Raw genomic sequence first — 13,501 nt, 5'->3', positions numbered from 1 at the left:
GGCGAAAGCGCTGACGGGGATGCCGCGGACGTTCGCCGCGTTCCGGTCAGGGCAGCTGAACGAGTGGCGCACCACCCTGGTCGTGAAAGAGACAGCCTGCCTGACCGTGGAGGACCGCATGGCGGTGGACGAGGAACTCGCCGCGGACACCGGCGCCCTGGACGGGGCCGGGGACCGCGCCATCATCAACGCCGTCCGCGCGGCAGCGTACCGGCGTGACCCCCGGTCCGTCGCGCGACGGGCGGCGCATGCCGTGACGGAGCGGACGGTGTCGTTGCGGCCGGCGCCGGATGCGATGACGTACCTGACCGCGCTGCTGCCCGTCGCCCAGGGAGTGGCCGCCTACGCCGCGCTGGTCCGGGAGGCCGATGGCGCCCGGGCGGGAGGGGACGAACGGACCAGGGGGCAGGTCATGGCCGACACCCTGGTCGAACGCGTCACCGGCACCCGGGCCGGGATCACCGGCATCGACCTCCAGGTCGTGATGACCGACCGGGCCCTGTTCCAGGGCGACAGCGAACCGGCCAGGATCCCCGGCTACGGCATCATCCCCGCCGAAACCGCCCGCACCCTCCTCTTCAACACCGAACGCATCGGTACCGAAGTCCAAGACAGGCAGGACCTGGCCCTCTGGATCCGCCGGCTCTACACCACACCCGAAACGGGCGAGCTGGTCGCGATGGACTCCCGGGCGCGGCTCTTCCCCGCCGGGCTCAAACGGTTCCTCCAGGTCCGGGACGACACCTGCCGGACGCCGTACTGCGACGCGCCAATCCGCCACCACGACCACATTCTCGGCTGGGCCCACGGAGGCACCACTACCGCAGGCAACGGCCAAGGGCTTTGCGAAGCCTGCAACCACACCAAGGAAACCCCCGGCTGGTCGGCAAAACCACTCAGGCTTCCCGGCCTCGGGCACACCGTACAGACCCGCACCCCCACCGGCCACACCTACCACTCAACCGCACCCCCGCTGCCCGGGGCGCTACGGCGGACTGCGGCTGCAACGTCCAGGCGGCAACGAAAACAGACGCCCGCGGCCCAACCAGGCCCGGCCCTGGCCTGACCTTCGGGCCGCAGGCCATACCTCTGTGATCCGTTGCCTGGTGGCCGTCCTCTAGTAAGGTCGGGCACGGGGACGAACGCCAGCCAACACAACGAGCGAGCAAAAGAGGCAACTGTATGAGTGGAGTAGTAGTTGTAGGCGTGGACGCCAGCGCGTCGGCGCGGAAAGCGGCGGAAGTGGCGCTGGACCTGGCTGAATCGCTGGGTGCATCGCTCCACGTCGTGACCGGGTTTGAATCCGAGAATGCCGAGACCTTCGGTGCGGGGTCGGACCGGGTGACCGTCTACAGCGGAGACAGCGCCCAGCACGTCGCCGAGTCGCTGGCCGCGTCCAGGCCGAACGTCCAGGTCACCCACTTCGCGGCGCGCGGCAAGCCTGCCGACTCGCTGATCAAGGAAGCCATCCGGCTGGACGCCAGGTTGATCGTGGTGGGCAACCGGAGGATGCGCGGCATCGGCCGGCTCCTGGGCAGCGTGGCCAACAGCGTGGCGCACAACGCCCCGTGCGACGTCTATATCGCCAACACCTACGACGACTAGGCACGGTGCCCCACATTTGGGGCCAGAGCCTTAGCTACACGTAAAAGGCGGACGGCCGCGGAAATCTTCCGCCGCCGTCCGCCTTTGCTTTGGGGAAATCCGTCAGCCCCTAGCTTGCGGCTTCCGCTTCCACCACCCTGATCATGCGGATTTCCTCAGCTACGGCATGGGAGGGCCAATGATCGGCGGCCAGTTCCCTGGCCCGGCTGCGATCGGCGTCCGGGAACAGCCTGTCCAGGAGCCCGGTCACTGATGCCAGTGCAGTCAGGGCGTTGGTGCGGGCATCGGCCCCGCCGCCGTGCAGGGCCTCGCTGATGTTTTTGAGCAAAGCCGCCTCCGGGGCGTGGTCCTTCTCCGGGTACCGGGTGGTGCGGAACAGGCCAAGGTGCTTTTCGCCCACGTGGTCCACGATGCCGCGCACGGCCATACCCTCATAGATCCGGTGCACCTCGGCACGGCTCTCCAGGATGGACACCCAGCGCTTGGGCGTGTGCGGCCGTGCCTTGTGGCGGATGAGTTCCAACTGCTCCCGGTAGTCGGAGTCCACGTCCACGCCGGTGGTCCAGACGTGCTTGCCCCGCAGTTCGATGGCGCCGAGCAGTTCGAGCTCGGCCAGGATCGCCCCGGCCACGCCGGCCTGGAGGACGGGCTGCGGCACCTCGGGCTCACCGTCGGTGTCGTTGGTAGCCAAGAGAAGGAACGCCTGGGGAAGGCTCAGGTCCCAGGCCTTTGGAGTTTGAGCATCCATACGTCCATGGTCCCGCTGCCGGACGCTTCCCACAACGAAGTTTTACAACGCCGAAACCAATACCACTAGCCGCAATAAGAATTGCAGAGTACATTTAATGCAATTCAGCTTGCAGAGTGATCTGCGTTACAAGAAACAGGTTCTGTCCTTGAACTCGAATGCCGCAGCAGTGGAAGCCGCCGAAGCCGACGCAGGAACTTCCGGTTCCGGCGACAGCTCCCAGGCCTGGCTTGGCGACGCGCTTCCGGACGTTCCGCTGACCAAATCCCAAAGCCGGGTGGTGGAGGTGATCGCCCGCAATCCCCAGCTCTCCTCGTACGCTGACATCGCCGAGATCGCGAAGCGCGCGGACGTCAACAGCTCCACCGTGGTCCGGGCCGCCCAGCACCTGGGCTACCGCGGCTGGCCGGACTTGCAGCGGGAGCTGCGTTCCCGGTACCTGGTGATGATCTCCACCGAGGACACGCTCACCGAACACGGCGAGCACCGCAGCCCGCTCCATGATGCCCTGAACCACGACATCGAAAACCTCCGCCTGACGCTCGACTCCAATACCGCGGGCGACGCCGAGGCCGCCATTGCGGCGATGGCCGCCGCCCGGTCCATCACCGTCGTCGGAATTGGCTCGTTTGCCGGCCCCGCCAGCGTGATGGCCCACCTCGGCGCCACCATGGGCTACCCCATCTCCCTCGAAAACCGCGGCGGCGTGCACCTGGCGTCCAGCACCAACACGCTGGGCAAGGGCGACGTGCTGGTGGTCATCAACATGTGGCGCTCCGTCAAGCAGATCATCCTGGCCGCCGAAGCCGCCAAGCAGGCCGGTGCCACGGTCATCGCCATCAGCGACATGCGCCGCGGCCGGCTGGCGGCGGCGGCGGACCACCTCCTGGTGGTCGCTTCCGAAGGGATCTCCTTCTTCCAGTCCGTCACCGCCGCGAACTCCCTGGTCTACGGCCTGCTCGCCGGGATGGAGGCGGCGCATCCGGAGCGGAGCCGCGCAGCCATCCGGCGCACCCAGCAGCTGTGGAAAGACCTTGACATCTACCTCGACTGACACCGCTACCAAGACTTCCAGGAGTACCTTCATGAACCACTCGAACACCCGGCGGATCGCCGTCATCGGCCTCGGCGCCATGGGCGGAGCGATGGCCTCGACCCTGCACAAGGCAGGCTGGGAGGTCACCGGGTTCGATCCCTTCGACGCCGCCCGCGCCGCAGCGGAAGCAGCCGGCATCGCCACCACCGCCAACCTCGGTGACGTGGCCGGAACCCCCTACGCGGTGCTCTCCCTCCCCGCTGCCAGCATGGTGGAAACCACCGTTCCGCAGCTCCTGGCGGCACCCGGAACCATGGCCATCGTGGACACCACCACCTCCGAACCCGGCACCAGCAAGAAGATGGCAGAACTCGCCGAGGCACAGGGGGCGGCCTTCGTTGACGCCCCCGTGTCGGGCGGCCGGGACGGCGCGGCCACCGGATCCCTGAGCGCCTTCGTCGGGGCCACCGACGCTGCGCTCACCGCCGCGGAACCGGTCCTGCTCGCCCTCACCGGCGGCAAGTACAGCCACATCGGCGGCCCTGGCAGCGGCAACGTGGTCAAACTCCTTAACAACGTCCTGGCGGCGGCCAACCTGGTCTCCGTGGGTGAGGCCCTGGGCGTGGCCAAGGCCTACGGCATCGATCCGGTCAAAGCCGCGGCCAGCATCAGCGAAGCCTCCGGCGGCAGCAAGGTCTCCGCCGCCATGTACCCCAACTGGGTCCTCACCGGCACCCATGATTCCGGCTTCTCGATGGGCCTGATGGCCCGGGACGCGGCCCTCGCGGTGGACGTCGCCGCGCAGATCGGCGAAACACCGTCGCTGCTGGCCGCCGTCGCCAACCAATGGCAGGAAGCCCTGGCCATCCTCGGCCCGCGCGCCGACTTCACCGAAATCGCCCGCACCGTTGCCCCTGCCGTCACGCCCGCGGGGCCCCGGACACCACCCCCCGCCGCCTGACCTAGGCGCACACCACCTAAGGAACCCCCATCTTGACCATCACCACAGCACCCACGTCGTCCTCGGCAGCCACCGCCAAGGCGGTCCTGGACGCCGCGTTCCCCGCCGGCCTCGGTTCATTCGTCGACGGCCGGGTCCTGGCTGGCAGCGGCGACAACATCACCCTCACCGCCGCAGCTACCGGCGAAGCCTTCGCCACCTTCGCGGATGCCGGCGCCGAGGGCGCCGAAGCCATCCTGGAAAGCGCGACGGCGGGCGCCGCCACCTGGGGCGCGATGAGCGGCTTCGAGCGGGCGGCCATCCTGCGCAATGTCAGCCGCGCCGTCGAGGACCACGCGGAGGAACTGGCCATCCTGGAATCGGCCACCACCGGCAAACCCATCCGCGACGCCCGCGTGGAAGCAGCGAAGGTCGCCGAAATGTTCGGCTACTACTCGGGCTGGGCGGACAAGCTCACCGGCCAGACCATCCCCGTCCCCGGCAACTGGCACACCTACACGGAGCGGGTGCCGTGGGGCGTCGTCGTTGCCATCACACCGTGGAACGCCCCGATGTTCACGGCCGGGTGGAACTCCGCCGCGCCGCTGGCCGCCGGCAACGCGGTCATCATCAAGCCCAGCGAATTCACCCCTGCCTCCTCTGTCCGGCTCGCCCAGATCGCGCACGGCGCCGGTCTGCCCGCCGGTGTATTCAACGTTGCGGCCGGGCTTGGCCATACGGTGGGCGCAACCCTGACCACGGACCGGCGTGTGGGCAAGGTCAGCTTCATCGGCTCCGTTCCCACAGGACGCCGCGTGGCGGTCGCCGCCGCACAGGCAGGGATCCCCGCACTGCTGGAACTCGGCGGCAAGAGCGCCAACATCGTCTTCGCAGACGCGGACCTGGACCGGGCGGCCGACGGTGCCATCTCGGCCATCTTCTCCGGGGCGGGGCAGTCCTGCGTGGCGGGGTCGCGCCTGCTGGTGGAGCGGAGCGTGCACGCCCAGTTCGTCGACATGGTGGCCGCCAAGGCAGCCCGGCTGCGCGTGGGCGACCCGCTCCACGCCGACACCGAGGTGGGACCCATCATCACCGCCCAGCAGTTCGCCACCGTCACCTCGCTCATCCAGGCAGGAATGACGGACGGCGGCCGCCGGGTCACCGGGGCGACGCTGCCGAAGGAGCTGGCCGGGTCCGGTCTGGCCGGCGGGCACTGGGTGATGCCCACGCTGCTGGACGGCGTGACGCCCGCGAACCGGCTCGAAACCACTGAGGTGTTCGGTCCCGTGGTGGGGGCGGACGCCTTCGACACCGAAGCCGAGGCGATCGCCCGGGCCAACAACACCAATTTCGGCCTTGCCGGCGCGGTATGGACCTCAGACGTTTCCCGCGCCCACCACGTGGCCCGCGAGGTAAAGGCCGGCACGTTCTGGATCAACTCGTACAAGACCATCCACGTGGCGGTCCCGTTCGGCGGCTTCGGCGATTCCGGCCACGGCCGCTCCTCCGGGCCCGGCGTGCTGGATGAATACACCCAGACCAAGGCCATCTGGGTGCCCACCCGCGCGGCAGGTTCCCCGTTCCCGTCGCTGTCCTACTAGAGCCCCCGAACAGAACAGGCAGGCGCTTTTATGGAACTGACTGACACAACCCCCGCACTGGGCGCCCTGCGGACCGCCCTGGCGGACGGCGTCGAACGCTGGAAACCGCGGGTGCAGGCGGTGGCGAGGGAAATCCACGCGCTGAAGGAAATCTCGTTCGAGGAGGTCCGCTCCTCCGCTGCCATCGCCTCCCTCCTGGAAGAGGGCGGCTTCGAGGTGGAACGCGGCACCGGCGGGCTGCCCACGGCCTTCACGGCGAGCGCCGGGACCGGCGGCCTCATCGTGGCGCTGTGCGTGGAGTACGACGCACTGCCGAACATCGGGCATGCCTGCGGGCACAACCTGATTGCCGGCGCGTCGGTGGGCGCAGCCCTTGCGCTGCGGCCGTTCGTGGATGAACTCGGCATCACGCTGAAGGCCATCGGCACGCCCGCCGAGGAACACGGCGGCGGCAAAGCGCTGATGCTGGAACGCGGGGTGTTCGACGGCGTCGGGCTGGCTTTGATGGTCCACCCCGTCCAGGACGGGGTCACCTACAACCCGGCCGGCACCAGCGCGCAGGCGGTTGGCCGGTACAAGGCGACGTTCACCGGCAAGGCTGCCCATGCCGCGGCGGCCCCGCACCTGGGTGTGAACGCCGCGGATGCCGCCGTGCTGAGCCAGGTGGCCATCGGCCTGCTCCGCCAGCAGATCCCCGGTGACCACCGGATTGCCTGCTACGTTGCCGAAGCCGGGCACGTCACCAACATCATCCCCGAACGGGCCGTGGTGGAGTTTGAGTGCCGGGCTTTCACCCTGCCGGAGTTCCGGGCCCTGCTGGAGCGCGTCCGCCGCTGCTTCGAGGGCGCCGCGCTGGCCACCGGCACCACGCTGGTCTTCGAGGATACCGAGCCGCTCTACGAGCCGCTGCTGCAGGACGACGACTTGGCGGCGCACTGGACCGGCGCAATGGCCTCGTTTGGCAAAGACACCTCGCCGTCGGCTGGACTGGGCGGCGGATCCACGGACATGGGCAACATCTCCCAGGTCATCCCCTCCTTGCACCCCTGGCTGAGCATTCCCGGTGCGGACGTGCCCATCCATTCGCATGCGTTTGCCGCGCTTGCAGACACCCCCGAGGCATACGGCGTGATGTTCGAGGCAGCCACCGCGCTGGCCTGGACGGTCGCCGGAGCCGCCTCAACCCCCACCCAACGTGAACGCTTCACCCAAGCGGCGTACCGCCGTCGTTCTTTCACCCAGGAAGGCACATCATGAGCACCACCAAAGCGGCCAGGATTGACAAGGCCGGTACCAAGCTGACGGTCCCGATTGCCGCCCTGGCGTTCGTGATCGCCCTCGCCGTCCAGTTCATCGGCCAGGCAAAGATCGACGTGGGCATCGGCGCCATCATCATTTTCCCCATGGTGTGGGGCCTCATCCTGGGTCTGCTGGTCTCGGTGCAGAAGTTCAAGCCGCTGGGCCTTGACCTGCAGCGCGTCGCGGCTGCCCTGGTGGGCGTCGCCGTGCTGCTGCTGGTGGCGCGGCTCGCGTTCAATATCGGTCCGAGCCTGCCCACCCTGCTGAAGGCGGGCCCTGCCCTGCTGCTCCAGGAGGTGGGCCACCTGCTGGGCACCATCGCGCTGGCCCTTCCCCTGGCCGTGCTGCTGCGGATGGGCAAGGCGACGGTTGGCGCCACCTTCTCGCTGGACCGTGAGCCGTCCTTCGCCATGGTGTCGGAGAAGTACGGGCCGGACTCCGACCAGTATCGCGGCGTGCTGGCGATGTACGTGTTCGGCACGCTCTTCGGGGCCGTGTTCATCACGCTGCTGACGTCCCTCGTGGCCAACTGGAAGATCTTCGATCCGCTGGCCCTGGCAATGGGCGCCGGCGTGGGCTCCGGTTCCATGATGGCGGCGTCCGCGGCGAGCATCGTGGCCGCCTACCCGGCGGACCAGGAGGCCATCCTGGGCATGGCCGCGGTGTCCAACCTGATCACCACCGTGCTGGGCGTGTACGTGGGCATCTACATCGCCCTGCCGCTGGCCGACAAGTTCTACAAGGCGCTGACCCGCAAGCAGGAAGCACGCCAGGCTGCTGCCGTGACCGCCGGCGCACCGGCGGAACGCACCGCCGCGGACCTGGACCGCGAGGCCGCGCAGGCGGAGGAGAACCGGCGCTTCCGCGAGCGCGTCGCCGAATCCTCCGCCGCGATCCGGCTGCCGCTGTGGCTGTCCCTGTCCGTGCTGGCGGTCCTCGGAATCGGCACAGCTTCGGTGGCTGCCAAGGGCTTCAGCCTGGATATCGTGGCCGGATACGCCGTCATGCTGGGCCTGGTGCTGCTCAGCATCGCGCTGGCCAAGGCCACCCGGAAAATCTCGGCCATCGTGTTCATCACCACCATCGGCGCGTACATCTCCAGCCCGTGGTTCTTCGCGGCCGGGCCGCTTAACGCCGCGGTCAAGACCGTTGATTTCCTGTCCATCGCCACGGTGATGCTGACGCTCGCGGGCCTGTCCCTCGGCAAGGACATCCCGCTGCTGAAGAACATCGGCTGGAAGATCATCCCCGTGGGCCTGGTGGCCATCACGGCATCGTTCCTGCTCTCCACGGTGATCGCCGAGTTTGCGCTGGGGCTCTGGCAGTAGGGCACAGCGCGCAGTAGGGCATGGCGCGCCGCTTCGGCGGCGGCAAAGCATGCGGACGGCGGCGGGAAATCCCGCCACCGTCCGCATCGGTTTAAAGGGCGGGGGTGCGGGCCACCTGGACCACCGGTATGACTCCTCGCGGAGCCATGCGCCCAACACGGCCAGCGCACTAGCCAGGTTGTTCCCTGCCGTTTCGTGCCCGCCCTTAAATACTAGGAGGGCGTACTCAGGTTGAGGCATCCCGTTCGATGTCCTCGGCCAGCTCGTCCACGTCCTCGGGACGCATGTCGATGCCTTCCTCCTCCAGACGCTCCTCCAGCACGTGGCTGACGTCGTCCTGGACGTGGCCCAGGCGGATTTCGTCGCGAATCTCCTCCGCGATGGTTTCCGGGGTTTCGGCATGCGTGCTTTCAGGCTGGTCGTTCACTGAGGATCCCCTTCCGGCCGGTCCTGGTGCCGATGGTCCTTATGGCGCGCCTCTTCGAGGTGCTGTTCCAGCTTCTCCTCCGCCTCCCGGCGGCGCTGGCCCACAGTGCGTACCTGGTCCGTGGTGGGCGCCGTGTGCGCATGCAGGTGCGGTCCGGCGTCGTTCGGGCTGTCAATCCGTTTCTCTTGCATAGGGACATCGTCCCACCGGGCAGGGGCGGCGGGAAGGTGCAGGAAGGCGGACGACGCCGGGACATACCCGCCGTCGTCCGCCCACCTTCCTGCGGTCCTACTTGAGTACGCCCTCCCGCACTGTCGCGGGTTCCAGCCGGGCGCCGGCGCCCGGGTAGGTGGGCACCTCGATCCGGCCGTGTGTGTGGATCGCGTCAATGGTTGCCTTCGTGTGAAGCGCAATGTCCTCCATGGTGGTCACCCACATGCCCTCCATGCCCTTGACCCGCTCGATCAGCTGCTCCAGCGCAACGGCCTTGGACGGCCGGCCGGAGATGAACGGGTGGTTGGTCAGGACGAAGCAGCTGCCCTGGGAATGGTGCGCCTCGGCCTCAAGCGTCCACATCTCCAGCACCTTGGCCGGGCTTTCAATCACGCCGCTGCCGGTCACCCCGGGGTAGAAGGCGTACTGCTCCCAGTCGTCCAGGGCCCAGTCCACCGGGATCTCCACGATGTCCCGGGGATCATCCGCGGCGACGGCCATGCGGTAGGGGGCATCGCCGTCGAGCAGGCTCGAATCGTAGAGGAAGCCGCGGTCCGCCAGCAGCCCCGGTGAGTGCCAGTTCAGTTCCCACCACGGCGCCCGATATCCCACCGGACGGATTCCCGCCACCTTGGCGAGCGCCTCCAGGCCCCGGTCAAGGTACCTGGCCTCGGTAGCGGCGTCGATCCCCTGCATCGGCTCGTGCAGGTATCCGTGGTGCGCCACCTCGTGCCCGCCGTCCACGATCGCGCGGACCACATCCGGGTAGGACTCGGCGGTGAAGCCGGGGATGAAGAACGTGGCCCGGATGTCCTGCCGCTCCAGGATCTGCAGGAGCCGCGGCACCGCCACCTTGGGCCCGTAGGACTGGTGGGTCATCAGCGACATCCGCCGGGTGCTGGTGGGGTCGTGGGCGATGGTGCAGGACTCGGCATCGACGTCGAAGGTGAAGGATGCGGCAGCCTTGAAACCTTCAGGCCAGGTGACGGGATGCAGGAGGTCCGCGATGGCGGGCTGGTTCACGATGGATCCTTTCGGCGGGCGCGGCAGCCGCGCCGCCCGGAAGTAGCGGAGGAAGTTAGGGGACGGGAAGGACGGCGGTGGTGCCGCTGCCCTCGGACTTGGAAGCGGCCGGGCTCTTGAGGCCGATGTAGCGGACGTGTGCCCGGGGGCCGAGGACCGCGTAGACGGCGGCGCTGGTCAGGCCGCCTGCCAGCCAGGACAGGTCCCAGCCGCCCAGGGCAACGGCGATGGGGCCCTGCATGACGGGGATGAGCCCGTACATGAACAGCCAGGTGGCGAAGATGCCGGCCAGGAGGGAGGTGACGCCCGCCCAGTTGACGCCGGGGAGCCGGTGGGTGCCCACGCCGTCGAACAGCCGCTCGGGATCGCCCGGCCAGCGCTTGTCCAGCCAGAAGTAGTGCACCAGCATGACCCCGCCCCAGGCGGCCACCCAGGCCACCAGGCCGATCAGCCAGGCGTCCAGGACCGCTGCGAAGTCCTCCTGGAAGATGAAGAAGATGACGGCGATGAGCGAGAAGACGCCGACGAACAGGTTCAGCTTGCGCCGGCTGATGGAGATGTCCAGCGCCTGCGTGGCCACGGAGAACGTGTAGATGTTCAGGATGTTCGTGGCAATGGGGCCGTGGAGCACCATCAGCAGCACCGGCAGTGCCAAAACGCCGAAGTTCTGCACAATGAGCTTGCCGGGGTCAACCTCGCCGCTGTTCGTTGCCAGGCTGGCGCCCAGGATGCCGAGCCAGACCACCGGGATGAACTGCCCCAGGACCGAGGCCAGGTAGACCTTCTTCTTGGGTACTTCGGTGCTGACGAAGCGGGAGTAGTCGGCGGCGTAGGTGAACCAGGTGATGCCCCAGCCGATGCCGATGGCCGTCATCACGGCGCTCATGGCTGCGATGCGCTCGGAGCCCTCGAGGATGGCACCGGCGGGTCCGGCGTAGCCCCAGTTGATCTCCATGCCGAACCAGGCAACGGCGGACATGACGGCCAGGATGATGATGGTGGGCGGCACGGTCCACTTTTCGAACGCGGCGATGGCCTTGTAGCCGAACCAGGCGATGGCCACCTGGGCCGCCATGATGCCGGTGGCAACCGCGATCTTCCAGGCGTAGTTCTGTGCCTCCGGGTCCACCCATCCGAGCGTTCCGAAGAGGGCCATCACCAGGTCCAGGATGATCCAGGTGTTGACGGCGCACCATCCGATGACCAGCAGGGCCTGGATGGCGGCGGGGAGGTAGTTCCCCCTCCGGCCGAAGGCTGCGCGGGCCAGGACCATGCCGGTGGCGCCGGTCTTCTGGCCGAGGAGGACGAAGCAGCCGAACAGGAGCATGCCGATCAGGTTGCCGAGCACCAGGACCGTCACGGTGTCCGCGAAGCCGAGTCCCAGGTGGATTCCGAGGGCGCCGAGCACCCAGTTGATGGGTGCCAGGTTGGCGCCCGCCCAGATCCAGAACTGGCCGGAGACCTTGTGGGTGCGGGCGGACTCGGGGATGGGCTGGAGCCAGGCTTCGTGGTCTTCGGCGGAGTGGCTTTGCGTGCTCTGGGTTTCTGCGGCAGCAGTGCGCCTTTGCGCTGCTGAAGAAAGCTTGTCTTGCATGGGAGCCTCCATGAGGTGATTGAGTACTTCAAGGCTATGTGGCCCCCATCACAAGCAACAAGATACGATGTGTCTAACAGATGCTTCTAGTACCGTACGGAATGTCATGTCAGTCTCCCTTGGCGATATCCTCGCCCACCCTGTCCTTGCCGCCGCCGACCCGGTGGTGCACGCCGCCGGCCTTTCGGAGGACCTGCCCGTCCGCTGGGTCCACTCCAGCGAGGTGCTGGACATCGCTCCCCTGCTGCGCGGCGGCGAACTGCTCCTGTGCGGCGGCATCACGCTGGCGTCCGCAACGCCGGAGAAGCAGGCCGCCTACGTGCGCGACCTGGCCCAGCGCGGCATCGCCGCGCTGGCGGTGGAGACCGGCGGCGTCCTGCCGGAGATCCCGCCGGCCATGCTGGAGGCGGCGCAGGAGCACGGCCTGGCCGTGGTGGAGCTGCGGAAAGTGGTGCCGTTCGTCGGCGTCATGCAGGCCATCAACTCCATCCTGGTGAGCGAGTCCGCGGGCCACCTGCAGCAGGCCGACGCCGCCACCCGCGCCATGGCTGCCGAACTGGCCCATGGTGCGTCGCTGGACCAGATCCTGGGCGTGCTGGCGGGCATCATCGGTTCGTCCGTCAGCCTCGTCTCGCCGTGGGGCGTCGCGCTGGGCAGCGCCGTCCCCGCCGGCTGGCAGAAACAGGACGACGACGGCGGCGGCAGCCCGGGCGGGCAGGACCCCGTGACGGACACGGCCGCAAGGACGAAGATCAACGTGGACATCCCCGTGCGCGGCGTGCTGATGGGCCGGCTCGAGATCGAGATCCCGGCCGGTGTGGATGCCGGGCTGGCCCGGGTGGCCGGTGACCGCGCCGTGGACATCCTGGGCCTGGCACTGCTGCAGCACACCCCTCCCGGGCTCCACGCCCAGGCCGGGGCGGAACTCATGCGGGCCGTCCTGACCGCAGCGCCGGCCTGGCGGCTGGAGCAGCTGGCTCCGGGGGCCGGGTTCCCGCCGGATTCCCCTGCCGTGGTGGCCGCCATCCACGCGGCGGCGCCGCAGAAGCTCCGCCGCGCCATCGAATCGTTCCTGAGCTCCAGCCGGATTCCCAGTGCCGCCTACCAGGATGACGCGGAGCTGGTGGTGATGATGGCCCTGCCCGGAACCGATACCGCGGGCGAACGGCGGAAGCTCCTGGAGTCCCTGCAGGGGCTGGACGGCGACCACGATGCCACGATTGCCGTGGGCCCGCCGGCGGCCGGGGTGGCCGAAGCTGCCTGGTCGCTGGCAGAAGCCCGCCGCGCCCTGGATGTCCGCCAGATCCGGCGCCGGAACGCCTCAGCACGCAGGCGCCACCCGTCCCACGGCCTGGTGGTGCTGGATGCCGAGGACACCGCCGTGGAGAGCCTCGCGTTGAAGGGGATCAACGCATCCGCGCGGGACGCGTTCGTGAACCGGCAGCTGCGCGCCATCCTGGACCATGATGCACAGCGCCAGTCGCAGCTGCTGGAGACCCTGCAGGTGTGGCTGGACTCCGGCTGCAACACTGCGCAGTCCGCACGCGAGCTGCACCTGGAACGGCAGTCGATGCACCACCGGCTGCAGCGGATCTTCGAGCTGTGCGGCGGCGATCCGCGCGGCACGGGCAGGCTGGCGGCACTCCACCTGGCGGTGCGGATGGCCGGCCTGCCCTAGTCAAACCCT

General features: G+C 68.5%; 13 protein-coding genes. 8 read left to right on the top strand and 5 right to left on the bottom strand.

All coding sequences use genetic code 11. The features are described from left to right. Together G205_RS03730 and G205_RS03725 are read left to right on the top strand one after the other, a co-directional pair. A partial coding sequence (locus tag G205_RS03730) for an HNH endonuclease (protein ID WP_235046770.1) occupies positions 1 to 1,066 on the top strand: 1,066 nt, incomplete at its 5' end. 116 nt (positions 1,067 to 1,182) lie between these two features. Continuing rightward, on the top strand, positions 1,183 to 1,605 hold the full coding sequence (locus G205_RS03725; protein WP_009356806.1) for a universal stress protein: 423 nt from the start codon (positions 1,183 to 1,185) through the stop codon (positions 1,603 to 1,605). 109 nt (positions 1,606 to 1,714) lie between these two features. On the opposite strand, the gene G205_RS03720 is transcribed toward G205_RS03725, so the two are convergent. Continuing rightward, the gene (locus tag G205_RS03720) at positions 1,715 to 2,353 is read right to left on the bottom strand and encodes a GOLPH3/VPS74 family protein (RefSeq protein WP_009356805.1); all 639 of its coding nucleotides are present in this window, start codon (positions 2,351 to 2,353) and stop codon (positions 1,715 to 1,717) included. 148 nt (positions 2,354 to 2,501) lie between these two features. Between G205_RS03720 and G205_RS03715 the strand changes: the two genes are divergently transcribed. From G205_RS03715 to G205_RS03695, 5 genes are read left to right on the top strand one after another with little or no spacing between them, the layout of a single operon-like run. Beyond that, a complete protein-coding gene (locus tag G205_RS03715) occupies positions 2,502 to 3,407 on the top strand; it encodes a MurR/RpiR family transcriptional regulator (protein WP_009356804.1) in 906 nt (301 codons plus the stop codon). 31 nt (positions 3,408 to 3,438) lie between these two features. Next, positions 3,439 to 4,350 carry an NAD(P)-dependent oxidoreductase gene (locus G205_RS03710; protein ID WP_009356803.1) on the top strand — a complete coding sequence of 304 codons (912 nt, stop codon included), beginning with the start codon at positions 3,439 to 3,441 and terminating at the stop codon, positions 4,348 to 4,350. Positions 4,351 to 4,382: 32 nt separating this feature from the next. Then, complete coding sequence (locus G205_RS03705) at positions 4,383 to 5,930, top strand: aldehyde dehydrogenase family protein (protein WP_009356802.1); 1,548 nt, start codon at positions 4,383 to 4,385, stop codon at positions 5,928 to 5,930. Between the two features lie 30 nt (positions 5,931 to 5,960). Further along, a complete protein-coding gene (locus tag G205_RS03700; RefSeq protein ID WP_009356801.1) occupies positions 5,961 to 7,187 on the top strand; it encodes a M20 family metallopeptidase in 1,227 nt (408 codons plus the stop codon). Further along, entirely contained in the window at positions 7,184 to 8,557 is a 1,374-nt protein-coding gene (locus G205_RS03695) for a DUF3100 domain-containing protein (protein ID WP_009356800.1), read from the top strand. The genes G205_RS03700 and G205_RS03695 overlap by 4 nt, the downstream gene beginning before the upstream one ends. 226 nt (positions 8,558 to 8,783) lie before the next feature. On the opposite strand, the gene G205_RS03690 is transcribed toward G205_RS03695, so the two are convergent. The 4 genes from G205_RS03690 to G205_RS03675 form a co-directional block, all read right to left on the bottom strand. After that, on the bottom strand, positions 8,784 to 8,984 hold the full coding sequence (locus G205_RS03690; RefSeq protein ID WP_009356799.1) for a hypothetical protein: 201 nt from the start codon (positions 8,982 to 8,984) through the stop codon (positions 8,784 to 8,786). After that, positions 8,981 to 9,175 carry a hypothetical protein gene (locus G205_RS03685; RefSeq protein ID WP_009356798.1) on the bottom strand — a complete coding sequence of 65 codons (195 nt, stop codon included), beginning with the start codon at positions 9,173 to 9,175 and terminating at the stop codon, positions 8,981 to 8,983. The genes G205_RS03690 and G205_RS03685 overlap by 4 nt, the downstream gene beginning before the upstream one ends. A 97-nt stretch (positions 9,176 to 9,272) precedes the next feature. Next, positions 9,273 to 10,220: a polysaccharide deacetylase family protein gene (locus G205_RS03680; RefSeq protein WP_009356797.1), complete on the bottom strand. Its 948-nt coding sequence runs from the start codon at positions 10,218 to 10,220 to the stop codon at positions 9,273 to 9,275. A 55-nt stretch (positions 10,221 to 10,275) separates the two neighbouring features. Next, the gene (locus tag G205_RS03675) at positions 10,276 to 11,814 is read right to left on the bottom strand and encodes a purine-cytosine permease family protein (RefSeq protein ID WP_009356796.1); all 1,539 of its coding nucleotides are present in this window, start codon (positions 11,812 to 11,814) and stop codon (positions 10,276 to 10,278) included. A gap of 106 nt (positions 11,815 to 11,920) precedes the next feature. Here G205_RS03675 and G205_RS03670 point away from each other — a divergent pair, with 106 nt between their 5' ends. Next, positions 11,921 to 13,492 (top strand): PucR family transcriptional regulator, encoded by a 1,572-nt coding sequence (locus G205_RS03670; RefSeq protein ID WP_009356795.1) that lies wholly within the window; start codon positions 11,921 to 11,923, stop codon positions 13,490 to 13,492. Positions 13,493 to 13,501: the final 9 nt, after the last annotated feature.

Origin of the sequence: Arthrobacter nitrophenolicus, assembly GCF_000332815.1 — a bacterium.
Classification (GTDB): domain Bacteria; phylum Actinomycetota; class Actinomycetes; order Actinomycetales; family Micrococcaceae; genus Arthrobacter; species Arthrobacter nitrophenolicus.
Note: the sequence above shows the minus strand (reverse complement) of the source record. Positions and strands in the feature narration are given on the sequence as shown.

What these genes read in the sequence shown, in the direction of transcription:
- G205_RS03725 (WP_009356806.1), top strand. Translation starts at nt 1,183, where the DNA reads ATGAGTGGAGTAGTAGTTGTAGGCGTGGACGCCAGCGCGTCGGCGCGG.
- G205_RS03720 (WP_009356805.1), bottom strand. Translation starts at nt 2,353, where the DNA reads ATGGATGCTCAAACTCCAAAGGCCTGGGACCTGAGCCTTCCCCAGGCG.
- G205_RS03710 (WP_009356803.1), top strand. Translation starts at nt 3,439, where the DNA reads ATGAACCACTCGAACACCCGGCGGATCGCCGTCATCGGCCTCGGCGCC.
- G205_RS03700 (WP_009356801.1), top strand. Translation starts at nt 5,961, where the DNA reads ATGGAACTGACTGACACAACCCCCGCACTGGGCGCCCTGCGGACCGCC.
- G205_RS03695 (WP_009356800.1), top strand. Translation starts at nt 7,184, where the DNA reads ATGAGCACCACCAAAGCGGCCAGGATTGACAAGGCCGGTACCAAGCTG.
- G205_RS03685 (WP_009356798.1), bottom strand. Translation starts at nt 9,175, where the DNA reads ATGCAAGAGAAACGGATTGACAGCCCGAACGACGCCGGACCGCACCTG.
- G205_RS03675 (WP_009356796.1), bottom strand. Translation starts at nt 11,814, where the DNA reads ATGCAAGACAAGCTTTCTTCAGCAGCGCAAAGGCGCACTGCTGCCGCA.
- G205_RS03670 (WP_009356795.1), top strand. Translation starts at nt 11,921, where the DNA reads ATGTCAGTCTCCCTTGGCGATATCCTCGCCCACCCTGTCCTTGCCGCC.